The organism is Alcanivorax sp. IL2 (genome assembly GCF_047495475.1).
In the GTDB taxonomy this organism is placed as follows: Bacteria; Pseudomonadota; Gammaproteobacteria; order Pseudomonadales; family Alcanivoracaceae; genus Alcanivorax.
On the sequence record NZ_CP179932.1, the window covers coordinates 3163141 to 3186456 of the forward strand.

Sequence of the window (23316 nt, forward strand, 5' to 3'; positions counted from 1 at the left end):
TCCCTCAGGACCAGGGAGCACGGGCTCGTCATCGCAAGATGGCGGGCCCGTTTTTATGATACCGACCCGAACAGGCTAGTTAACCGCGCCCCCTCTACCCTGCTTCAACCCTCCATCAGCGCACGCGGCAAACGTCAGGCGAACGCCATTCATACGAAAAACACAATCTTTAACTATTTTTCTGTACATCAATAGACTTATGCTATTTGTGAAGTAGTTCACTATTTTTCGTGTATTGCGCAATCGGAAAGTAGCGGCAGATTAACGACCACTTGTGATCGTGCCGACCACCATGTGCGCAGGGAAACCTCCAGGCAAGGAGCTTGTTGTGATGAAAAAACATATCCAGTTAGCCGGCGTTGGCTCCATTCTGGTAGCCGCTTCCATGAATGCTACGGCCGTCACCAACACCATGACCAATATCGTGACCCTGGCAGATGCCTGTGACGTGGCAGCTATTGGTACTGACTTTGGTGTGCTGTCCGCGCCGATCCCGTCAGGAGGTGTGAACAACGTGATCACCGCTAATACCGCTACCGGCAATGCCATTACCGGTAACGATGCGCATCCCAATGCTGGCGCAGATGGCGGGGCAGGCAATGATGATACGCTGACGCTGAACACCCCCATCGGCGTGCTCAACACTGCCCTTGCCGCCATTCTGGATCCCCTGACAGCGCAAGCCTTGACGATACCCGGGGTTTACGTGGCCTGCACCACTTCACCAGTCAGCGTTACCCTGGAAGGCCCGAGAGTGACAGGCGGGTCAGTCAACTTCACCACCACCACTACCGCAGGTTCACAGGGCCCGATCGTGACCAGCATCATGGATGGTGTGGGTGGCGGTGCGGTCGCCACGACCAACCAGGTCAACTACGAGCTGAGCTTCACGGAAACCGTGGTCAGCCAGGATGTGCTTGGGCTGGTCAATCTCTTCACTGGCCTCTATACCTCTATCGGCAGCATTCCCGGGGATCAAACCGGCAACACCGTCGTAGCGGGTAACTATACGGACGTTCTGACTGCCACAGTAGAATTCTGAGGAGTCTCTGGATGCCCGTCGCCGGAGCCAGGTATTGCCTGGCATTTCGCCCGCGCCTGCTTGTTTTTTTGTTGTCATTCCTGCTGGCTTGTTCCTCACAAGCCGGCAGTTTTCGCATCACGCCGTTGCGGGTTCAGTTCGACGACAACAACCCGACCACGCAACTCAGCATCGAGAACAACAGCGACAGCACCGTGACGCTACAAACCACGGTGATGCGATGGCAACAGGACGGTGATCAGGACAATCTCACGCCCAGCAATGACATCTTCGTCTCGCCGCCGATTCTGATGCTGAAGCCCGGGGGCCGTCAGGTCATCCGTTTACGCCATATGCCGGCCATGCCCGATAAAGAGAAAAGCTACCGGCTTTACCTTCAGGACACCGCCGCCCGGGCCCGGCAATCCGGTGGCGCTAATATGGCAGTGCGCATCGGCCTTCCTGTTTTTGTATCGCCTGACAACATTGAACCAGAACCCAGAATCGTCACCGGTTACCAGAACGGCATCTGGCAAGTGCGTGTGAGCAATGTCGGCAGTGCCAACTTTCGGGTTATCGGTCTGGATGCCTTTCGAGCTAACGCCGACCGTGATGATCTGACAAAAAACGATTTGCTGGAACAGTCCACCCAGCCCGTTCAAGGCTTTCCCTATGTGTTTGCCGACCAGACCCGGGAATGGCACGTGAAAGCCCCGGCTAACGCCCAGATTCGCCTTCGTACCGATATTTACGGGTATCGCAGCCAGGGGTTTGATGAAAGAGGGACTGTATGGCTGGGAGAGCCAGAAAACAAAAAAGGTCCCTGACGCTGACCGGACCGGTTCTGCTTTTATTGTTAAGCGTTTCCGGTCATCAAGGCGCCGTTGCAGACTCGACAGGTCCACAGCCAGGTTGCGATAACCCGCAACGGGAAAGCACCCGCTACGACGACTCGTCCATGCGCCTGCTGAAATGGATCGTCAACGGCCGCGACCTGGGGGAGCACTTTATCCTGCGTGATAACTGTGGCGCCGTCCTCGCACTGACCGAAGACCTGCGCAAGGCCAGACTCTGTGCCCTGAAAACCGCTCCTGTCATCACCGTTGATCAGCGCCATTATCGACGCCTTGATCAACAGGATGGCATTGCGCTGCATATTGATGAGAGCAACCAGACTCTCATCCTGAGTGCGACAGCCGACTCTTTCTGCCCCACCCGCATTGATATGTCAGCGCAAACGCCAAGAGCCAGATTGGGAGAGCCTCAAACCGGTGGCTTTGTGAACTACAACCTCACTGCCAGCCAGACAGAAAATACTGACACCGCTTATAACGGCTTTCTTGGCCTGGGCGCCTTTGGCGACTGGGGCGTGCTGCAAAGCCAGCATTCCGGTTATGTCATCGGCGATGACACCGTGACACAACGCATTGCCACCTACTGGCAATTCGACAACCCGGATGAAACCACCACCTTCCGTATCGGCGATGCCTTTGCCGGGCGCACGCCATGGCGCACAGGTGCCGCGCTGGCCGGTTTCCAGATTACCCGTAACTACGCCACCCGCCCCGAGCTGGTCACCGGGCCGGTGATCGATTTCCAGGCTATCGTCGATACTCAGGCGCAATTGCTGCTCGCCCAGCGAGGGCTCGACCAACCCGAAGTCATCGGCAATGCCTACTTCGGCAGCGGATACCAAGTTCCTCCCGGTCCCGTGGATGTGATCAACCAGCCCCTTTTCAGCAACACCATCCAGACCCTGACCGTGCGTGAAGCGGATGGAACCATCAGTACGCTTGAGATTCCTTCCTACTTCACGGTGGGCCAGCTGCGACAGGGCTTTGATGATTTCGAGATCTCGGCAGGCTTGCAACGTCAGGGCTTCAGCAATGACTACGATCAACTGGTCTCTTCATTCAGTTATCGCCGGGGCATGAGCCGCTGGCTCACCCTCGGGGTCGGCGCAGCCGCCGCCTCGGAGCAGCACGTCAATGGCGGGATCTTCGCGCAAACCACCCTGCCTCGAATCGGCGCCCTGCAAACCCACCTTGCCACCTCCCGGGATTTGCCCGATGCGGACCAGCCCTGGGCCGCAGCCGCTACGCTGAGCAACCAGTACAAGGGCTATAGCTACGCCTTTTCCTACGAACAGCAGCAGAATGGTTTTACCCCTTCGCTGGACACCACCCCGCTAGATACGGACGGCTTCCAGCAATGGGTTGGCAGTATTGCCGGCCAGCCCTGGCAGGGTGTGGGGCTGCGTTTCGGCTTCCAGTATCGCGATCCGGACAGTGCCCCCGTGCGAACTGCCCTGACCACCGGCATCTACTTCCATATCCGCCGACAACTGCGTGTTCGCCTTTCCCATACCGAACAGCTGAAACCCGACAGGGACGGCCTGACCCTGGCCAGCTTCGAAATGCCCCTGTCCAGCAGGCCCCGCACCCGCGGCAGCCTGGAAGCCAGCAAGGCGCGCGATGAAGAAGCCGTGGTAGATGCACGATTGCGGGTACTGGGGAAGGCAGGGTATCCCAGCGTGCAGGTGAGGCACCGATTGCAGGGCGGTGACCTGACAGCCATTTCCGCATCCATGGAACGCCCTGCCTATGGCGCCTTTGCCTCTGCCGTGGATGCAGCAGGCATTCGCAGTTATCGAGCCGGTGTGGCCGGCGGTGTCGTAATGAGCAAGGATTTCATCAAACCCACCCGTTTTGCCAACGGCGGCTTTGCCCTGATTGATCTTGGACCGGAGTTTGCCGGCGTTCGTGTCAACGCCATTCCCACCGACAAGAAAGGCCGGTCCATGCTGGTCGGGCTCCCTCCTTTCCAGGAAACCGAACTGCATATCAACCAACGCGACCTTCCCTACAACACCACACTGGGCGACAAGAAAGTCCTGGCCGCCCCCAAAGAGTTGTCGCTAGTCCGTGTTACCCCGGATTTCATCATCTATCGCGATGCGCTGGTGCCCGTTGTCGTTATCCAGCCCAATGGCGTCAGCGAGCCGCTGTCTGCCGCGGCGCTAGTTACCAACGCCAATACTCCTGATGCGGAGCCCTACCCTGTCGGGTTTGATGGCCTGGTCTATGTGAAAACCGCCGAGGAAAAGGTCACACTGTCTGTAACCCATAACGGAACCCGGCCATGTGAAATCACTGTGGCGATCCCCCCGGCCGGCGAACGAACTCCACAGCTTTCTCCGGCATACTGCGTAATGGCGCCATGACGAGGAACTACAGCATGCCAAGATTCATTGTTCTACTTGCGCTTCTCGCCAGCAGCCTGCCTTTGCCACTGTTTGCCGCCTCCTGCAGTTTCATCACCCCGGATGGCAGCACCCTGGTCAATTTCAGTACAGTGATGTCATTACAAACCACACCCGCTGATGGTCAGGGACAAATTATATTCACCTGCACACAGGATGGATTGGATCCGCGCCCTGTCAGCTATGAAATGAGCATTGGTACGGGCAATTCCAGTACCTTTACACCACGTCGTCTGATGCACTCTTCGGGGGCAACCCTCGACTACAATTTATATTCTGACCGACAACGGAGGAAAATCCTTGGCGACGGGTCGGCTGGAACCGAGACGGTATCTGGTCGCTGTCGTATCGTTTGCACTCCTCTCATCGTATATGGCCGGATCCCGACCAATCAGTGGGGACCGGCAGGACAGTACAGTGACACAGTGATCGTCACCCTGGAGTTCAACTAACCCCGAACATGTTATCGGCAGGCTTTTGAAGGTCTCTTTATGGCGGCAACTCCACAATGAATACGCACTTCGGTTTCCGGCGTCTTGCCCTGGCCATTCTGTTGGCTCCTGTCACTTTATTCGCTGACATGGGAAACCACGAAAAGAAGCCTGTTTCCTACTGGTACGTGGGGGGTGAAGTGGGCTATTACATGATCGAGCAGGATGACGAAAGAACAGGTCAACTGCCGGATTTCTGGCGCCCGGCCTTCCAGGTTGGCCGCCGTTTCAATCGGTATGTCTCAGCCCAGTTTCAGTATGGAGAGGCCGACAGAGCCCTGCGCGACGAAGAACGGCAAGTGGAACACAGCCAGGTAAGCCTGCAGGCCAGGCTACACGGCAGTGGCATCAATCTGTTCACCACCCATCCCTACCTGGGGCTGGGCTATGCACGTCACGAACTGACCACGGAGTCGCAGAACCCGGTCAAGGAAAACATGGTCCTGCTGGAGCTTGGCGTGCAACGTTTGCTGGGTAAACACCTTATGCTGGATGTGGGCTACCGTCACCTGGTCGACACCGGCGATAACTTTACCGACCAGCACCCCTTTGTTGCCCTCAATTACCGTCTGGGTCAGCAATATCCTCCCGCGCCCGCAGCTGAGCCCAAGCCGGCACCGCAACCTGCCCCCTGGGTCGACAGTGATGGTGATGGGGTAGAAGACCGGAAGGACAAATGCCCTGACACACCACAGGGCGCCAAAGTGGATGCGGAAGGTTGCCCCATCATGCTGACCGAATCGGTCAACATCACCCTGGATATCGAGTTTTCATTCAACAGTACCGAGGTCCCGGGGCGCTACCTGACTGACATCGGAAAAATCGCCGCCGTGATGGTGAAATACCCGAATAGCCAGCTCATGCTGGAGGGGCATACGGACAGCGTAGGGCGCGCCGTCTACAACCAGGCCCTCTCGCAGGCCCGAGCCGGGGCGGTCAAGCGAGTACTGATTGACCGCTTCCAGATTGATGCAACCCGCATTGATACGCTCGGCCTGGGCGAGAGCCAGCCGGTGGCTGACAACGACAGCGAAGAGGGCCGTGCCCGCAACCGGCGTGTGGAAGCCATCATCGAGGCATCCCGGGAAATCATGGAACAGAGATAATAACGGGGCCTCTGATGAGGCCGCGCACCCTGCCCCATTCTTACAAAGAAATCTCATAACGTAACATTCGCCGACCCGGAAACCCGCTAGCATCCAGGTGTTCAATTCCGGTATGTCGCCATGCATCTTTCGCTCAGTCTCGTCTCCGCTCTGCTACTGCCATTACCCACCGATGGCGGCAATCTGGCGCCCGAGTGGTACCAGCCGCCCGTGGATGTGCAGTGGCAGATCCAGCTGCAAGGTGCGATCAACACCGGCTATGACGTGGAACTGTACCTGGTGGACCTGTTCGATACCCAAGAGAGTGTCATTCATGACCTGCAGGCCGCCGGCAAAAAGGTGATCTGTTATTTTTCTGCCGGCACCTACGAGAATTGGCGCCCGGATCGCTACCGTTTTCTGCCCACCGACAAGGGTCGGCGGCTGGGCAACTGGCCTGGGGAGCGCTGGCTGGATATCCGCTCCCTCAATGTTCGCAAGCGCATGGCGGACCGCATTGAACTGGCTGCTGAAAAAGGCTGCGACGGGGTCGATCCGGACAATGTGGATGGCTACACCAATGAAACCGGCTTCCCCCTGAATGGCAAACAGCAACTGTCTTATAACCGTTTCCTGTTCCGCACCGCCCACCAGCATGGCCTGGCCGTGTCCCTGAAAAACGACCTGCAGCAAGTGGATGAGCTGGTGGACTACGCCGACTTTGCCATCAACGAATCCTGCCATGAATGGCGCGAATGCCATCTGCTGCAACCCTTCATTGATGCCGGCAAACCGGTGCTGCACATCGACTACCGGTTCAGCCAAGATGCCGGAGAGAGAGCATTCCACTGCGAACATATGGATGTATTGGGCTACCGCTCCATGACCCTGCCCCTGGCACTGGACGACAGCTTCCGTTTCAGCTGTTTCTGAATCCTTCCCCAATCCTGTTGATACCGATCAAGATACGGTTCTGGCCTGCCATGACCGGGCTGCTACACTGGTAGTCTGGATTTTGGGGAACCCGACACGTTTATGCATGATGCCCTGACACTCATTGTTGTCCTGCTCGGCACCGCCGTGGCGGCCGTGGTGCTGTTTCGGCGCCTTGGCATGCCGCCCATCCTGGCCTACCTGCTCTGCGGCCTGGCCGCCGGCCCATTCGGCTTTGGCTGGGTCAGTAATACTGAAGGTATTCAGCATCTGGCCGAGTTTGGCATCGTCTTTTTGCTGTTCACCCTGGGGCTGGAATTTTCCATTCCCCGGCTGATGACCCTGCGCCGCATTGTGTTCGGCGCCGGCCCGCTGCAAGTCGCCCTAACCGGCCTGGCCGTGTTCGCTATCATGCGGTTGCTCGGGTTTGACTACACGCCATCACTGATTACCGCCTGCGCCCTGTCGCTGTCCTCCACTGCCATTGTTATCCGCGATCTGATCTCCCGGGGATCAGTCAATACCGGCTACGGCCGAACCTCCACCGGTATTCTGCTATTCCAGGATCTGGCCGCGGTGATCATGCTGGTGATGTTGCCGATCCTCACACAGGAAAACAGCGACCCTATGTGGTCCGTGGCGTCACTGACGCTGGGTAAATCCCTGCTGTTGTTTGCCGGTATCTATGTGATCGGCCGTTGGGTGCTGCCACGCATGCTGGAAGAAACCGGCCGCGCCCGTTCCGATGAAGTCTTTGTCATGACCGCCCTGCTGCTGGCATTGCTGGCGGCCTGGGTGACCCACTGGCTGGGCCTGTCCATGGCACTGGGCGCGTTTCTGGCCGGCATGATGCTGGGCGAAAGTCACTTCCGCCATCAGATCGAAGCCGACCTGCGCCCCTTCCGGGATCTGCTGCTGGGCTTGTTCTTTATCAGTGTCGGCATGCTGGTGGACCCGAACCTGTTCGCCGATCAGTGGCACTGGATCATACTGGCCGCTGCGGCATTGATGCTGTTCAAGGGGCTGCTGATATTTACGCTGCTGCGCTTGTTGAAAGAGCGCAGCGATACCGCAATGCGAAGCGGGCTGATTCTCTCCCAGGCGGGGGAGTTCGGTTTTGTGCTGGTTGCACTGGGGGTCTCTCATCAGCTGATTACGCCGGACAAGGCTGGCTTGCTGGTCTCCATCGTGGTGCTGACCATGGTGTTCACGCCCGCCTTGCTGGACAACAGCGGGCGCCTTACCCGCCGCTTGCTGCAACGCTGGCAAAAGATTCCCGAAGACACGCCCATCTCCGATGAAACCCGCAACCACGTGATCCTCTGCGGCTATGGCCGGGTGGGTCAGAACCTGATGCGCTACCTGAACAGTTTCCACCTCAAGGCGGTGGCGGTGGATCGAGATCTGGTACGGCTACAGGAAGCCAGCGCCGCCGGTGAACACATCCTGTTTGGTGATTCCAGCCGCAAGGAAATCCTGGTCAATGCCGGTATTCAGCACGCTCGCCTGCTGGTGGTGACCTTTGACGATCCGCGCCTGGCAGAGCGCATCCTGCACACCGCTCGGGAGCTCAATCCCAATATCCGCATCCTGGTACGTACCCGGGACGACACTTACCTTGATGCGCTGATCGATGCCGGTGCGGAAGAAGTGGTCCCCGAAGTACTGGAAGCTTCGCTGATGCTGGTTGCCCATGCCCTGATGATGCTGGATGTGCCCTTCGACCGGGTCATGGCCACGCTGCGCAAGACCCGCCGGGAACGCTACCGTATGTTGCAGGGGTATTATCACGGCGACACCCTGCCCACTACCGACAGTGCCGGTAACCCGTACCGGCTGTTGCATGCAGTGACGTTATCCGACAAGGCCCGGGGCATCGGTCGGAGCATTGCACGCTGTGCATTACGGGATGTGGAAATCCGGGCGGTAAAACGGGATGAGCGGACACTGGAAAGCCCTGATCCAGAGCTGGTCCTCGAGCCGGGAGATACGGTGATTCTTTATGGTCCGCTGGAAGCAGTGGAAGCTGCGGAAAACCGCTTGCTGGGAGGGTAAGGCAGTAGCAAGTTACAAGTAGAAAGTTGCAACGCGCGATAGCTATAGTCGATGCAGCACCGACAGTGGCCGCGCTTCAGCGCGAGTTATCACATCATTAAAAAACCGCCGCTGGAACGCGGCGGTCGTGGTTATCGATTGGCACACTGGTCGCGCGTTGCAACTTGCCACTGACCATCATGGCAAACGCAACAACACCCGTAATCCCTCCTGCAGATCCGATTCATGCACATAACCTACGGCACCCGGGTTCTGTTTTACCTGCTGAACCATGTCCCGGGCATTTTTCACCTGCCGTGGAGGCATACCCTGGCCGGTGAAAATCATTCTGGCCCAGTAGCTTTTCAATTGAGACGCGGACTTGCCCGTGGCCCCCTCATAGAAGCGTTCGCGCTGCTGGCTGCCCTCCGGCATATCCAGCACGGTCACGGTATGACCCTCGAAGCGGGACGCATTATCCATGTAAAGCTGACGGACTTCATGACGATCCATCTGCGCCAATGGCGAAGACTCCGCCACTATCACCAGCATGCCGGCGGATGATAACGCGGGGCAGCAAAGAACAAGGAAGACAGCACACACTTTTTTCAACATGATCATTCTCCCTTAAAAGGCCGCATCGACAGTGAGCCGGAATACCGTCGGTTCTTCCTCTTCAATGGAAGGTGCCGACCCCTGGGGAGTGAACAGACCGTTAGTCATGATCTTGTCGTTGCTCATGTCATAAAAGCGCTGCGCTTCCAGTTTCACGGCAACGCCCACTTCCAATTCGTAACGCAAACCCAGCGTCCAGCTTTTACTGCGCACCTGATTGGCCGCAGAGAAATTGGCAGCTACCGGTCCTTCGCTTTGTGCTTCACTGACGCCGTGGGCATTGGCAGCGCCCCAGGTCACGTGCGGCATCCACGGCCCAAAGCGATACCCTGCGCTGACATAACCACCCCACTTGGTGGGAAACCAGCCCTCGATACCCAGCTGGGTGCGCTCTGCCATCAGCACCATGGCACCATTGTCATACTGCAAGCCCACACTACTGATATAGGTCTGAGCCTCATCCAGGCTGACCGGCTCTTCCAATGCCGCCACCGGCAAACCGGTAGGGCCGGCAAGGTCGGTAAGATCCAGGGTCACTTCCGCGTGGCTGTAACTGAGCCAGCTGGTCCAGTCCCGCCATTGGCTGGTCAGATTGATGCCGGTCAACTCGCTGACTTCATACACCACCGGGGCCGGCAGCGAAAAACTGGGCACATCGGTGGCACCGCCATATACATTGAGACGATGGGAGACGGGACCGGTGTTCAGATTCCAGCTCAGGTCTACCCCTTCCATGGTGTCAAACGGCACCACGTCATAGGCCTCACCGGGCAAGGTCGCCCAGTGGTAGGTGTAACCCACATTGTTGTACTGGGTGTGCATGAAAAATGGCAACACCATACGGCCGGCCCGAACCGTCACCGACGGCGACAGATCATGGCTCAGGTAAGCCCACTGCACTTGTGCATCGTAATCATCCCGCCCCCGGGCCAGCACCTGGACCGTAGCACTGGTCTCATCGCTGATGGTTGCATTGAACTGAATCCCCGCCCGTGACAGCTCCCGGTGGGAAATCTCGTCGCTAGTACGATCAATGTAATCGATCGGGTCACCGTTATTAGCGCGAACATGAACATCGTGACGGGTAACGCCATAGGTCATGAAGCCGTTAACGGAGATACGGTCGCTCCAGTTGTTCTGCTTTTCGTACTGCTGCATTTCCAGTTGCTCAAGACGCCGCTCCATGTCTTCCAGCGACGCAGGAGATTGCGCCTGGACCACCGGTGCCAGCAACAACACGGCTGGTACCAACATCCTGGTAGTGGTTGTCATCAGGTTCCTCTGATTACGTTGTTATTATCGTTAAGGGCACCGACCCGCCGTTCCCAAACGGTATCGGAGTCTGTCCACTGTGGGTGAGGGAGACGTTGCCTGCAGTGCCGGTTATCCATATGGCTGTACCGCCCATCACACCGAAACACGTAACCCTTTGAATTTAGTACGAAAGAACCAAAGAAAGGTTACCCGTGGTAGCACCAAGCCATCATTCCCTGACGCACTGGAACCCCGTTGCATCAACGCCCCGACCTGAATTGCCCTACAAAGTGAACGGTCGTAAACAGTTTTGCTTGCCAATCGAGCCCTTCATCCCTATTTTGTGAACACCTATTCACAAAGCGGAGGCGTGCCTTATGAAAAACACGTCATTGCAACAAACCCCGACCACCCCGGCAGAGCCCAACTGGCAGCCGCTCAACGACTTTGCCGAGCGCAAGCAGAAAGACAGTGGCCTGAAGGCCTGGCTGTCCGTGGTGGAGGGCTGTATCCGGGCCATCGAGAAAACCGCCTGGCAGGGTCGCGACATCGCCGACCAGGCCCTCAAGGCCTGCAAGGCGGTGGGCCGGGGCGCCAACGCCGTGAACGAGGAAATGCAGATCCTGGCTGACGAGGCGCGCCGCTGGCCGACCCGCCTCAAACGGCTGAGCAAAACCGGCTGGATGCTCACCAAGGTGGTGGCCAGCTACCGCCTGTGGGGCACCCGCTCTGCCTTTTTGCCAACCAGCATGCGCGAGGCCGCCCTGGAGAGCCTGCACCAGCGCAATGCCCGCCGCTTCCGCGATACCTCCCTGGAGCAGGGCGGCGCCTTCCTGAAGATCGGCCAGCTGCTGTCCAGCCGACCGGACCTGTTGCCCCAGGCCTGGGTGGATGAACTGACGATCTTGCAGGATCAAGCCAGCCCGGTGCCCTTCGATGACATTGCCAGGGTGCTGGAACAGGAGTTCGGTCAGCCCTTGGGTGAACTGTTTGCCGATTTCGACCCGGAGCCGCTGGCCGCAGCCAGCATCGGGCAGGTACACCGGGCACAGCTGCACGATGGCCGCGAGGTCGCCGTCAAAGTACAGCGTCCGGGCCTGGACGAAGTGGTAGAGCTGGATATGACCCTGCTAAAAGTGTTCATGGACGCGGTGAAATCCGCCCTGCCGCCCATGGACATGGACACCATCGTCAGTGAAATCCAGCGCACCGTACGCGAAGAACTGGACTATCAGCGCGAAGCCCGGGTGATGACACAGATCGGCGAGCAGCTGGCCGGCGTCACCGGCATCACCACACCAGCCCTGGTGGCAGAACACAGCAGCCGCCATGTGCTGACCACTGAATTCGTACACGGGCGCAAGCTCACCACCGTGCTGGATGAACTGCACCACACCGACCCGGAGCGCCTGGGTATAGTGCTGCATCGGCTGCTGGATGCCTGGTTCTCCCAGGTGCTGCATGGTGGCGTCTTTCATGCTGACCCGCACCCGGGCAACATCATGATCACCGACGACGATACCCTGGTACTGCTGGATTTCGGTTGTGCCCAGAGCCTCAGCGATGCGGCACGGCACGGCTACTTCCGGGTCTTGCAGGCCTGCGTGGTGGATGATCAGAAAGTGATTGCCGACACCCTTACCGCCATGGGCTTCACCACCCGCAGCGGCAACCCGGATACCCTGCTGGCGTTCGTCGCCGCCATTCTCGATCAGGTGCGCAACGCCATCATCTACCCGGACCCGGACAAGGGCTGGCCCAGCGCCGAGGAAATGATGCAGCAGGTCAGTCACCTGCTGGGCCGGCTGGAACATGACCCGGTGGAAAAAATGCCCGGCGACTTCATCATGCTGGCGCGGGTGTTCGGCACCCTGGGCGGCTTTTTCCTGCACTACCAGCCCAAGGTGGATATCGCCGCTCTGGTGCTGGGCTACCTGACCCGTCCGCTGGATAACCAGCAGGCGGCGTAAGCTCCCTTTTTTCGTTTTTTGTGTAAGCGGTCGTCTGCCACGCCCTGTAGGGGCGACCGCTCTCCCAACCCACTCTCCCCCTCTCCGTAGGGTGCACTGAGCCTAGGGCGAACTGCACCATCCCGGCGTCTGATCGGTGCAGTTCGCCCTAGGCTCAGTGCACCCTACACAGTTATCGCTAGATCTCCCCCCGAGCCCCTCCAGTAACAAACCCCTCCCCCTTTTTGACAATAACGCTACAGCCTCCCCCAAGCCTTTAGCTGTACAAACGTACCAATAAGAACGTACGTACCCATAACAACAACGGGCGCCCCGCATCGCGAGGACTCCCTTAAGGGGTTAGCCATGCTACAACTGACCCGGGCTCCGGCCCTGACTGCTTCTGCGTTGCCCTGCTCGCTGCTACTGGCCGCCAGCCTTCTGGCCGGCTGTGGTGGTGGTAGTGGTGGTACTTCCGCCACCACTACCGCAGAGCAACCGCGCCAACCCGATACCGAGAACCCGGCCCCCACGCCGGAACCCGGCCCGGAACCGGCACCAGAACCACAACCGCTCAATCGCTTCCAGTTCGCCAATGGCTGCTACACCCTGAATAGCGACGGACGCTTCCTGCAGGCGGACACCGCCAGCAGTGCCTACAGCCTGACCACAGAGGCGGCACAAGCTACGGCCTTTACCCTCAAACCCACCGACCTGGGCCGCTATCTGTTGGTGTCCGATTACCAGCGCACCACCGGCAGCACCGGGGAAAAGGAGCTGCTCGGCATCAGCGATCCCGCCGGGGAACTGCTGGATCAGGGCGGCAACTTCGTCGGCGAACTCAGCTACCTAGTGGCCGGCCTGGGCGACACGCTCAATCTGGTGCTGGACCCGGTAGCGCCGCTGGGCGGCCTGCTGCGGGAACTGGGGGAAAGCCTGGAAGGTATCGGCGATTCCCTGGGCAACACCACCCTGCGTCCCTCCCTGGCTATGGTATCCAGCGCCAATGATCTGTCGGTATGGAACCTCAATCCCAGCGAGGGCGACAGCTTTACCCTGGCCTCCCAGGTCACCGGCCTGCTGCTCACCGCCAGCGACGACGGGCTGACCCTTACCTCACCGAGTCTGGAAAACGCCGACACCCGTTTTGTGCTCAACGACGCCGACGGCTGCAGCGGCTACCCGGAAGCCGAACTGAACGCCACCGTGGCCGACAGCGGCCCGGCCATTTACCTGCAAGAAGTGGATCGCTTCCGCGGCACCCCGGGCATCGATAACGACGACCTGTTCGGCTACGTGGATGCCCACAGCCATATCTCCGCCTACGAATTCATCGGCGGCCGGGTTAACTATGGCGACCCCTTCCACAAATTCGGTGTCGATCACGCCCTCCACGATTGCGCAGAAAACCATGGCCCCCAGGGCCTCACCGGCCTGGTGGAACAGGTCACCAGCAATCCGGGCCCCCACGAAACCCGAGGCTGGCCGGATTTTCCCTTCTGGCCGCGCAACGACTCCCTGCAACACCATCAGAGCTACTACAAATGGATCGAACGGGCCCACCTGTCCGGCCTGAAGATTCTGGTCAATCACCTGGTGCACAACGAAATCCTCTGCCAGATCAATCCGCAGAAACAGAATGACTGCGACACCGTGGCCGCCATTGAGCAGCAGGCGGAACTGATGCATCGCATGGAGGATTACATCGACGCCCAACAGGGCGGCCCCGGCGAAGGCTGGTTCCGCATCGTCACCAGCGCCAGCGAGGCCCGCCAGGTTATCGGTGAAGGCAAGATGGCAGTGATCCTCGGCGTGGAAGCCTCCAAGGCGCTCAACTGTGGCGAGTTCCTGGGGGTGGCCGAATGCAGCCGCGAGGAAATTGTGGAGCGGCTGGATCGCCTCTATGCCATGGATGTGCGTAGCCTGTTCCCGGTGCACAAATTCGATAACGCCTTCGGTGGCCACCTGCCGGATCTGTCCGACGGCATCGGCATTGGCGCCGTACTGTACGGGGGCAACCTGCTGGAAACCGGTCATACCGTGGAATTCGAAGAATGCCCGGATCACGACCACGCGGTGAATGACAGCCCGCTGGCCGACCCGCTACAACCCTACGGCATTTTCGAGCAATTGCTGTTCCAGCTGGATTATGTGGGCGAGCGATTCCCGGCCAGCCCGCAAGAGCTGGCCGAACTCGACCCGCGCCGGGGCACCGACCACCTGTGCAACACCCGCGGGCTGACTGACCTGGGCTTCTTCCTGATCGAAGAGCTGGCTAAACGCGGCATGATGATTGAAACCGACCACATCAGCCGCAAGGCCGCCACCCAGATTCTCGACCTGACCGCCCCGCGTGGCTACCCGATCATCAACAGCCACGGCAACTGGGGCGGCACCGAAACCCTGCGTGACCGTGTCGCCGCCCAGGGCGGTATCAGCGCCTCCTTCGGCAGTGTCCGCGATGACTGGGTGGACCAGCTCACCCGCGATGGCAACCGCCCGCGCCCGGATGCCTTCAAGGTGGGGCCCTTCGGCGGCGCTCCCTTTGCCTCCGATGTGAACGGTATCGCCGCCCTGGCCGGTAACCCGGGGACACCGGATCAGGAAGACAGCCTCTATCCGTTCACCTCCGTGGATGGTCGTGTGGTGTTCGACAAGCAAGTCACCGGTGACCACGCCTTCAGCCTGTATGAAGGCCGGGGTGTGGCCCACTACGGCCTCTACCCGGACCAGATCGCCGACATGGTGGCGAACAGTGACCGCCCGCCGGAACAGATCGACGACGCCATCAACCAGTTATTCACCTCGGCGGAAGCCTACCTGCGCATGTGGGAACGGCTTGAACAGGCGGCGCAGTAATCGCGCCGCCGACAAATAACAAGACTTTGGGGAATACCATGAAAACACTAACAGCCCGGTCACTCTTTCTGCTGTTACTGACCACCACCGTCGTCGTCGGCTGCGGTGGTGGCGGCAGCAGCGCCCCAGCCAACACCCCCACCGCCAACAGCGGCGATGATGGCGGGGGAGGAAGTGATGGCGGCGATGACGGTGGCGACCCGATTACCCCGCCCACCGGGGAAGGCCGCACCTTTATAATTTCCCCCGGCGACAGCGCCACTGAAGACATGGTCAACGCCATGATTCAGCTGCGCCCCGGCGACACACTGCAATTCGACTGCGGCTACTTCGATCTGGATCAGGGGCTGCTGATCCAGGCCACCGAAGATGTACTTATTGAAGGCTGCGGCAAAGACGAAACCGTACTGTCCTTCAAGAACAGCGCCAACGTCACCGGCCTGGAAGCGCTCAACATTCGCGGCATTACCGTGGAAGACCTGACCATCCTGGATTCCCCCGGCGACGCCTTCAAACTCAAGGGCGTGAAATGGGGCACCCTGCGCAATGTGCGCGCCATGTGGTCTGGTGGCGGCGAGCCGATCACCGCCGACAACTACGGCGACCGGCTGCATGTGGCCTGTACCAACCCGCCCTTCAACGAAGGTGACCCTACCCCCGACTACGTACCCAGTGCCACCAGCGGCCGCTACGGTATCTACCCGGTGGAATCGGAAAACATTCTGGTGGAAGGCAGTGAATCCGTGGGCGCCTCCGATGCCGGCATCTACGTGGGCCAGACCAACACCGCCATCATTCGCGACAGCCGTGCCATCTATAACGTCATGGGTTTCGAAATCGAAAATGTGCAAGGCGGGGAATACGACAACAACGTGGCCGAATGTAATACCGGCGGCTTCCTGATCTACGATCTGGAAAATATCACCCAGTACGGCGACACCTCGGTGATGCTCAACAACCTGGCCCGCAACAACAATACCTACAACTTTGCCCAGAGCGGGCTGGTCTCAGCGGTGCCGCGCGGCACCGGTTTTATCACCCTGGGCTACGACAACATTGAGGTCTTCAACAACACCTTTGAAGACCACAGCACCGCCGCCGTCATCTATACCAGCTATGAGCTGATTGATGGCAAAGACAACACCGCCGACAAGAAACTGGACCCTTATACCGAAGGGCTGCACATCCACAACAATGTGATGAAAAACTCCGGTTACGACCTTCCGCCACCCGACCTGGAAAAACTGGCCAACGGTGAAGTGGAAAGCGTACTACCCACCCTGATCGGCCTGAAGAACCTGCCCATCATCAATGATCCCACCCAATTGCTGGGCAGCCTGGACAACATCCTCAACCTGGGCAAAGGCGCCCACATAGTCTGGGACGGCCTTCGTGATGGCCTGGATGCGGACTGCCCCTACCCGGTGGACAGTAACGGCGACCCGGTGCCCATGGACAGCAACGGCAAGCCGCTGCACACCAATGAGCACCCCAACCCGGCCTGTCATTACAACGCCTACAAATTCGATGAAAACAATGCACGTATCCAGCCCACCTGGGGCTCCTGTTTCCACGACAACGATTTTTCCGAGGACAGCGAACCCTACCTGAACTTCCACGGTACCGATGGACTGGAGTTGGTCTTGGCGCTGGCAGAGCAGGATTTCTCGATTCTCTCCCCCGGTGGTCTGCTTGATGCCCTGGAGGGTCTACTCAATATGCCTTCGGATACCAACCTGTCCGACCACGACTGTCAGGCCCGTTTCGGCAAACTGTTACCGTCACTGCCACGGGTGGAAATCCCCCCCTTCGAACCCAGCGGTGATTTCGATCCTGCGCCGTCACCGGAAGTGGTGGAAGCACTCTGCAACACCGACGTGGCCAGCGGTGAAATCAATCGCGACGCCCTGGCAGTAAATTGCCCGCGCCTGGAACAGTACAACCTGTTTGCCGATGCCAGCGACCCACGCAGCTTGCCCAATGAAGGCGGCGTGCCCTATGTGCTGAACACCAAACTGTTCTCCGACTACGCCACCAAATACCGTGTAGCCTTTGTTCCTCCCGGCACCAAGGCGGTGTACCGGGACGGCCAGGGCGGCAGCAACCCCAATGGCGGCATTCACTTCCCCACCGGCACCGTGCTTGCCAAGAGCTTCGCCTTCACCGATGAGGCCAACAGCAATGAAACGCTGGTGGAGACCCGCCTGTTGATCAAACGCACCAGCAGTAGCGGCAAACCTTTCTGGGAAGGACTCCCCTATATCTGGGGCGAAGAAGATGGCAAACCGGTAGCACTTCTGAGCATGGGCGGTGGCAGCACTCCGGCCAGCTGGCATTACCGCGACAGCGACTCAGGCGCCCTGCTCACCGGCAGCACTGACAACTACTCCGTACCCAACGCCAACCAGTGCATCACCTGTCATGGCAACGACGACCAGGCCGGCGGCAGCGCCCCTATCGGTCCCAAGCCGCGCAACCTGAACCGTGCCTACAAACCGGAATCCGCCTTCATAGGCAACACTGGACAGGCCGGCTTCCCGCGCCTCAACCAGCTGCAGTACTGGACTGACGTGGGCATCCTCAGTGGCACTCCGGAGCTGCAGATCAGCAACGGCGTGGCCAGCAACATCGAGCGCCTGCCGCATTGGAACGTGCCCGGCGACAGCGGCAACACCGCCAACTCCGATGCGGATATTGAAAGTCGGGTAAAAGCCTACCTGGAAGTGAACTGCCAGCACTGTCACAACGACAAGGGCGCCGCCTCCAACACGGGCTACTACCTGGATCATTTCCGTGAAGTGGACGCCAGCTACGGCATCTGCAAGAAACCCACCGCCACCGGCGGCGGCTCCTGTGGTCGCCAGCATGTGGTGGTCCCGGGCAGCGCGAACAGCTCCATCGTTTCCTGCCGCCTGGCCGCGGAAAACGACCCGCAACGGATGATGCCCCCCATCGCCCGCAGCGTGGCCCACGACGAAGCCACCACGCTACTGGATCAGTGGATCAATCAGGTCGTGGATAGTAGCTACACCAACGGCAGCGCCTGCAACTAGCAAAGCGCCGAAAAGCGATGACGCCCGAACCTTTCCAGAAAGGTCCCCTCTCCCGCTTGCGGGAGAGGGACAGGGAGAGGGGCTTTTAGTAGTCCGCCTGGCGCATCAACATCAGTTCCCCCTCCCTCCTCCCCTTGTCTCCGGGAGGAGCGTTTGGCCCCTCCCCGCAAGGGGAGGGTTTTTATTTTCCCAGACTCCCCCGGCGGTTTTCAGCGCTTGTCTCTAATCGCCTTCAACGGCGCTGACAGCTTTTCCGGGTGACGGGGTTCGACCTGGGCATAACACTGAAAAATATGCTCCAGATCCTTTTCCACATCCCCACAGGGTTCAATCACCCGGGCAAAGGTAATCTCTTTTTTCTGGTAGTCCGCTGTGGCCAACACGATGGGCACACCGGCCTGCTCGGCGATACGGTAGAAACCGGTTTTCCATTGTGTGGCCCCACCCCGGGTGCCTTCCGGCGCCACCACCATGACCAGCTTGTCGCGGCTGTTGAACTGCGCCACGGTCTGCTCGACGACCCCTCCCGCCTTGTGGCGGGCAATGGGCAACGCTCCCATCCAGCGCAGCATTGCCCCAAACGGCCCCTTGAAGGCGCTATCCTTGATCATCACGTGAGCATCCAGCCCCAGCTGCATCATCGCCGCCAGGGTATAGATACCATCCCAGTTGGACGTATGCGGCCCGCCGATGATGACTGCCTTGGGCACTGCCGGCATCGAATTGGTCACCCGCCAGCCTGCCAGGCGCAAAAAACCACGGGCCAGCGCCCGGGAAAAGGCATTGCCGCGACGGGGATAATCAGAGTCCTGGGGTGACGACATGGGATTGTCCATTGCAAAGAGAGCGGCGATCATACCCACGCGGCTCAATGATCACATTGGCACTAACGCCCAACGCATCCATGAAGCGATAACCGGCCCATGAATCCCCTGCATTACCTGACCGGCTACCCCACCCAGATCCAGCAGCAGGCCCAAACCCTGGTTGACCGCGGGCAGCTGGGTGATTATCTGCAACAGCGCTACCCTGACAAACATGATATTCAGGGCGACAAGGCCCTGTTCCAGTATGCCAACAGCCTGAAGCAACAGTACCTGCGCAAGGCACCGCCGCTGGGCAAGGCCCATTACGACGCCAAGCTGAAGACGCTGAGTCAGGCGCTGGGCATGCACACCCGGCAAACCCGTATCCACGGCAGCAAACTGCGAAGCCATAACAGCCTGCGCATCGCCAGCCAATTCAAGGCGGCGCCGGAAGCCTTTCTGCGCATGATCGTGGTCCACGAACTGGCCCACCTCAAAGAAACGGAGCATAACAAGGCGTTTTACCAGCTCTGCTCGCACATGGCGCCGGACTACCACCAGTTGGAGCTGGACACCCGCCTCTGGCTACTCTGGCAGGACATCGCAAGCGGCTGACAACCCTGCTTTTCTCAACGCCGGCAAGGGCTCTTTCCGCCCCTTACCCAGGCAAGGCAACACCCCCCGCAACGTCAAAACCCCTTTATTCAACAAGCCGTTACATTCCAAATCCAGGATATCGCCAAAGACCTTGCCCGGCAGTTTCATGTCCCCGCCATAAGGGCGTAGTATGAAATGACTTAACGTCATAACGCAGGGTCATCAGTGCCTCGGTTTGTGGCAATGCTGTACTGATCCTGCGCCAGTGTTCCCGCTGGCGGTCGCTCTATCCGCCTGCGCGGGACTCCAATCAGAGCCCAGGAGGTGTGTAGTGACACGGATTGGCCAGGACACCCTGAACAGCAAGAAAACGCTGGAAGCCAACGGCAAGACCTATCATTACTTCGATATCAATACGGTCGCCGACAAAGGCTGGGGTGATCTCAGCAAGCTCCCTTTCTCCCTGAAAGTCCTTCTTGAAAACCTGCTCCGTTTTGAAGACGGCGACAGCGTCACCAGCGCTGACGTGGAAGCCGTAGTGCGCTGGCTGGAAAACAAGCGCTCTGACAAAGAGATCAACTATCGCCCGGCCCGTGTACTGATGCAGGATTTCACCGGTGTCCCCGGTGTGGTCGACTTGGCTGCCATGCGCGATGCCATCAAAAAGGCCGGTGGCGATCCCTCGCGCATTAACCCGCTGACGCCGGTGGATCTGGTCATCGACCACTCGGTAATGGTGGACAAGTTTGGTAATCCCCAGGCGTTCTCCGAAAACGTGGACATCGAATACCAGCGTAACCGGGAACGCTACCAGTTCCTGCGCTGGGGTCAGAAAGCCTTCAACAACTTCCGCGTGGTGCCACCGGGCACCGGCATCTGCCACCAGGTGAACCTGGAATACCTGGCCAAGGGCGTGTGGTCCGCCGAGGCCGAGGACGGCAATACCTACGCCTACCCGGACACCCTGGTAGGTACCGACTCTCACACCACCATGATCAACGGCCTGGGCGTGCTGGGCTGGGGTGTGGGCGGTATCGAGGCAGAGGCAGCCATGCTCGGCCAGCCCATTGCCATGCTGATTCCCGAGGTAATCGGCTTCAAGATCAACGGCAAACTGCGCGAGGGCATCACTGCCACCGACCTGGTACTCACCGTCACCGAGATGCTGCGTCGCCGCGGCGTGGTGGGCAAGTTCGTGGAATTCTTCGGCGACGGCCTGGCCGACCTGACCCTGGCCGACCGCGCCACCATCGCCAACATGGCGCCGGAATATGGCGCCACTTGTGGCTTCTTCCCCATTGATGAGCGCACCACCGAGTATATGGAGCTGTCCGGCCGCGACGCGGACACCATTGCCCTGGTCGAAGCCTACTGCAAGGCCCAGGGCCTGTGGCGCTCCAGTAGCGACCCGGACCCGGAATTCACCGACGTGCTGGAACTGGATCTGGGCGATGTAGTGCCCAGCCTGGCCGGCCCCAAACGGCCCCAGGATCGGGTGCCGCTCACCGCCGTGAAGCGCACCTTCATTGATGTGGTCACCGAGACCCTCAAGCTCAACGACGACGAAATCAGCAAGCTGGAAGGCGAAGGCGGCCAGACCGCGGTAGGTAACCACGAACCCAGCGGCAGCCAGGTGCCGGTGGTGATCGACGGCCAGAAACACTTCATGAGCCACGGCGACGTGGTAATCGCCGCCATCACCTCTTGCACCAACACCTCCAACCCCAGCGTGATGCTGGCCGCCGGTCTGGTGGCGAAGAAAGCCGCCGAGAAAGGCATGAACCGCAAGCCCTGGGTGAAGACATCCCTGGCGCCGGGTTCCAAGGTAGTCACCGATTACCTGGACGTGACCGGACTGCAAAAACCGCTCAACGATATCGGCTTTGATCTGGTGGGCTACGGCTGTACCACCTGTATCGGCAACTCTGGCCCGCTGCCCGAAGAAATCGACAAGGCCATTAGCGACGGCGACCTGGTGGTGGCCTCGGTCCTCTCCGGTAACCGTAACTTCGAAGGCCGGGTACACCAGAGCGTACGCACCAACTGGCTGGCCTCGCCGCCGCTGGTGGTGGCCTATGCTCTGGCGGGCACCGTGAAAATCGATCTGGACAAGGACCCCATCGGCAAGGACCAGGATGGCAAGCCAGTCTACCTGAAAGACATCTGGCCAAGCTCAGAGGAAATCCAGAAAGAACTGGTGAAGATCAACAACACCATGTTCCGCAACCAGTACGCCAGCGTGTTTGAAGGCGACGAGGTCTGGCAAAGCCTGCCGATCCCGGATTCCGAAACCTACGACTGGGACAGCAGCTCCACTTACATCCAGAACCCGCCCTTCTTCGATGGGCTGACCAAAAAAGTGGACGATGTAACACCCGTGAAGGATGCCCGCATCCTGGCGCTGCTGGGTGATTCCATCACCACCGACCACATCTCCCCCGCCGGGGCAATCAAGGCGGATTCCCCAGCCGGCCATTACCTGCAGGGGCACGACGTGGAGCCCCTCGACTTCAACTCCTACGGTTCACGCCGGGGCAACCACGAAGTAATGATGCGTGGCACCTTCGCCAATATCCGCATCCGCAACGAGATGACCCCGGATATCGAAGGTGGCTTCACCCGGCACCTGCCCGGCGGCGAGGAGATTTCCATTTACGGCGCCGCCATGCGCTACCAGAAGGATGGCGTGCCCACGGTCGTCGTAGCCGGCAAGGAATACGGCACCGGCTCCAGCCGTGACTGGGCCGCCAAGGGCACCAATCTGCTGGGCGTGAAAGCGGTGATCGCGGAAAGCTACGAGCGCATTCACCGCTCCAACCTGATCGGCATGGGTGTGCTGCCACTGCAGTTCCCGGAGGGCACCGACCGCAAGACGTTGAACCTGGACGGCAGCGAGGAAGTGGACATTCCCGACCTGACCAATGGCCTGAAGCCCAGTGACACCGTCACCGTGGTATTCCGCAAGGACGGCAAGGAACAGAAAGTCGAGGCCCTGTCACGGCTGGATACCGCCGCCGAAGTGGAGTACTACAAGAACGGAGGCATCCTGCACTATGTGCTGCGGCAGATGATGTAGAGAAGCGGCTAGCTTCGAGCTGCTAGCTGCGAGCAGGAACGCGGGCAAGCCGTGTCGCTTGCTCTGACCCAGGAGGCCGCGCCCGAACACCGGACGCGGCCTCCTGCATTTGTGGCCCCACCGTAGGGTGCACTGAGCCTCAGGCGAACTGCACCGCTCTACCCCCTCCCCCGTAAGAGCACCGCTTGAGGTGCGAACCGAGCGTCGCGAGGCGACAGAGGCAAAGGTCTGTCCGCCGTTCTTTCTGGAACCTGTCGAGCTCTGAGATTCCTGATCGCCCT

15 protein-coding genes are annotated in these 23316 nt (G+C 59.5%); 12 read left to right on the forward strand and 3 right to left on the reverse strand.

The genetic code is table 11. The annotated features are described in order from the left end of the window. Positions 1-331: 331 nt before the first annotated feature. From ACMG4N_RS14585 to ACMG4N_RS14615, 7 genes are all read left to right on the forward strand, one after another. A complete protein-coding gene (locus ACMG4N_RS14585) occupies positions 332-1042 on the forward strand; it encodes a hypothetical protein (protein WP_335626484.1) in 711 nt (236 codons plus the stop codon). An 11-nt stretch (positions 1043-1053) separates the two neighbouring features. Beyond that, a complete protein-coding gene (locus tag ACMG4N_RS14590; RefSeq protein ID WP_414432181.1) occupies positions 1054-1848 on the forward strand; it encodes a molecular chaperone in 795 nt (264 codons plus the stop codon). A 131-nt stretch (positions 1849-1979) separates the two neighbouring features. Further along, on the forward strand, positions 1980-4244 hold the full coding sequence (locus tag ACMG4N_RS14595) for a fimbria/pilus outer membrane usher protein (protein WP_414432182.1): 2265 nt from the start codon (positions 1980-1982) through the stop codon (positions 4242-4244). 14 nt (positions 4245-4258) lie between these two features. After that, complete coding sequence (locus ACMG4N_RS14600) at positions 4259-4735, forward strand: spore coat U domain-containing protein (protein WP_414432184.1); 477 nt, start codon at positions 4259-4261, stop codon at positions 4733-4735. A gap of 56 nt (positions 4736-4791) precedes the next feature. Further along, positions 4792-5880, forward strand: a complete 1089-nt coding sequence (locus ACMG4N_RS14605) for an OmpA family protein (RefSeq protein WP_414432185.1) — start codon at positions 4792-4794, stop codon at positions 5878-5880. A gap of 120 nt (positions 5881-6000) precedes the next feature. Next, positions 6001-6792: an endo alpha-1,4 polygalactosaminidase gene (locus ACMG4N_RS14610; protein ID WP_414432187.1), complete on the forward strand. Its 792-nt coding sequence runs from the start codon at positions 6001-6003 to the stop codon at positions 6790-6792. A 102-nt stretch (positions 6793-6894) separates the two neighbouring features. Then, a complete protein-coding gene (locus ACMG4N_RS14615) occupies positions 6895-8847 on the forward strand; it encodes a monovalent cation:proton antiporter-2 (CPA2) family protein (RefSeq protein ID WP_414432188.1) in 1953 nt (650 codons plus the stop codon). 177 nt (positions 8848-9024) lie between these two features. On the opposite strand, the gene ACMG4N_RS14620 is transcribed toward ACMG4N_RS14615, so the two are convergent. Both ACMG4N_RS14620 and ACMG4N_RS14625 read right to left on the reverse strand, forming a co-directional pair. After that, entirely contained in the window at positions 9025-9441 is a 417-nt protein-coding gene (locus tag ACMG4N_RS14620) for a hypothetical protein (RefSeq protein WP_414432190.1), read from the reverse strand. Between the two features lie 12 nt (positions 9442-9453). Beyond that, positions 9454-10713 carry a hypothetical protein gene (locus ACMG4N_RS14625; protein WP_414432191.1) on the reverse strand — a complete coding sequence of 420 codons (1260 nt, stop codon included), beginning with the start codon at positions 10711-10713 and terminating at the stop codon, positions 9454-9456. 359 nt (positions 10714-11072) lie between these two features. Between ACMG4N_RS14625 and ACMG4N_RS14630 the strand changes: the two genes are divergently transcribed. The 3 genes from ACMG4N_RS14630 (at position 11073) to ACMG4N_RS14640 (ending at position 18556) form a co-directional block, all read left to right on the forward strand. After that, positions 11073-12665 carry an ABC1 kinase family protein gene (locus ACMG4N_RS14630; protein ID WP_414432193.1) on the forward strand — a complete coding sequence of 531 codons (1593 nt, stop codon included), beginning with the start codon at positions 11073-11075 and terminating at the stop codon, positions 12663-12665. 345 nt (positions 12666-13010) lie between these two features. Continuing rightward, positions 13011-15503 carry a hypothetical protein gene (locus ACMG4N_RS14635; protein ID WP_414432195.1) on the forward strand — a complete coding sequence of 831 codons (2493 nt, stop codon included), beginning with the start codon at positions 13011-13013 and terminating at the stop codon, positions 15501-15503. Positions 15504-15541: 38 nt separating this feature from the next. Continuing rightward, entirely contained in the window at positions 15542-18556 is a 3015-nt protein-coding gene (locus ACMG4N_RS14640; protein WP_414432196.1) for a parallel beta-helix domain-containing protein, read from the forward strand. Between the two features lie 209 nt (positions 18557-18765). On the opposite strand, the gene ACMG4N_RS14645 is transcribed toward ACMG4N_RS14640, so the two are convergent. Further along, positions 18766-19380: a lysophospholipid acyltransferase family protein gene (locus tag ACMG4N_RS14645; RefSeq protein WP_414432197.1), complete on the reverse strand. Its 615-nt coding sequence runs from the start codon at positions 19378-19380 to the stop codon at positions 18766-18768. 99 nt (positions 19381-19479) lie between these two features. On the opposite strand from ACMG4N_RS14645, the gene ACMG4N_RS14650 reads away from it, so the two are divergent. Both ACMG4N_RS14650 and acnA read left to right on the forward strand, forming a co-directional pair. Next, positions 19480-19977, forward strand: coding sequence for a M48 family metallopeptidase (locus ACMG4N_RS14650; protein ID WP_414432199.1), 498 nt, complete (start codon positions 19480-19482; stop codon positions 19975-19977). A gap of 313 nt (positions 19978-20290) precedes the next feature. Beyond that, on the forward strand, positions 20291-23035 hold the full coding sequence (acnA, locus tag ACMG4N_RS14655) for an aconitate hydratase AcnA (protein ID WP_414432200.1): 2745 nt from the start codon (positions 20291-20293) through the stop codon (positions 23033-23035). The last annotated feature ends 281 nt before the right edge of the window (positions 23036-23316 follow it).

Bases quoted from the DNA above. Each gene is read 5' to 3' on its own strand.
- ACMG4N_RS14630 (WP_414432193.1), top strand. From the start codon at position 11,073: ATGAAAAACACGTCATTGCAACAAACCCCGACCACCCCGGCAGAGCCC.
- ACMG4N_RS14600 (WP_414432184.1), top strand. From the start codon at position 4,259: ATGCCAAGATTCATTGTTCTACTTGCGCTTCTCGCCAGCAGCCTGCCT.
- ACMG4N_RS14595 (WP_414432182.1), top strand. From the start codon at position 1,980: ATGCGCCTGCTGAAATGGATCGTCAACGGCCGCGACCTGGGGGAGCAC.
- ACMG4N_RS14650 (WP_414432199.1), top strand. From the start codon at position 19,480: ATGAATCCCCTGCATTACCTGACCGGCTACCCCACCCAGATCCAGCAG.
- ACMG4N_RS14605 (WP_414432185.1), top strand. From the start codon at position 4,792: ATGAATACGCACTTCGGTTTCCGGCGTCTTGCCCTGGCCATTCTGTTG.
- ACMG4N_RS14620 (WP_414432190.1), bottom strand. From the start codon at position 9,441: ATGTTGAAAAAAGTGTGTGCTGTCTTCCTTGTTCTTTGCTGCCCCGCG.
- ACMG4N_RS14590 (WP_414432181.1), top strand. From the start codon at position 1,054: ATGCCCGTCGCCGGAGCCAGGTATTGCCTGGCATTTCGCCCGCGCCTG.
- ACMG4N_RS14585 (WP_335626484.1), top strand. From the start codon at position 332: ATGAAAAAACATATCCAGTTAGCCGGCGTTGGCTCCATTCTGGTAGCC.
- ACMG4N_RS14625 (WP_414432191.1), bottom strand. From the start codon at position 10,713: ATGACAACCACTACCAGGATGTTGGTACCAGCCGTGTTGTTGCTGGCA.
- ACMG4N_RS14615 (WP_414432188.1), top strand. From the start codon at position 6,895: ATGCATGATGCCCTGACACTCATTGTTGTCCTGCTCGGCACCGCCGTG.
- ACMG4N_RS14610 (WP_414432187.1), top strand. From the start codon at position 6,001: ATGCATCTTTCGCTCAGTCTCGTCTCCGCTCTGCTACTGCCATTACCC.
- ACMG4N_RS14645 (WP_414432197.1), bottom strand. From the start codon at position 19,380: ATGTCGTCACCCCAGGACTCTGATTATCCCCGTCGCGGCAATGCCTTT.
- ACMG4N_RS14640 (WP_414432196.1), top strand. From the start codon at position 15,542: ATGAAAACACTAACAGCCCGGTCACTCTTTCTGCTGTTACTGACCACC.
- ACMG4N_RS14635 (WP_414432195.1), top strand. From the start codon at position 13,011: ATGCTACAACTGACCCGGGCTCCGGCCCTGACTGCTTCTGCGTTGCCC.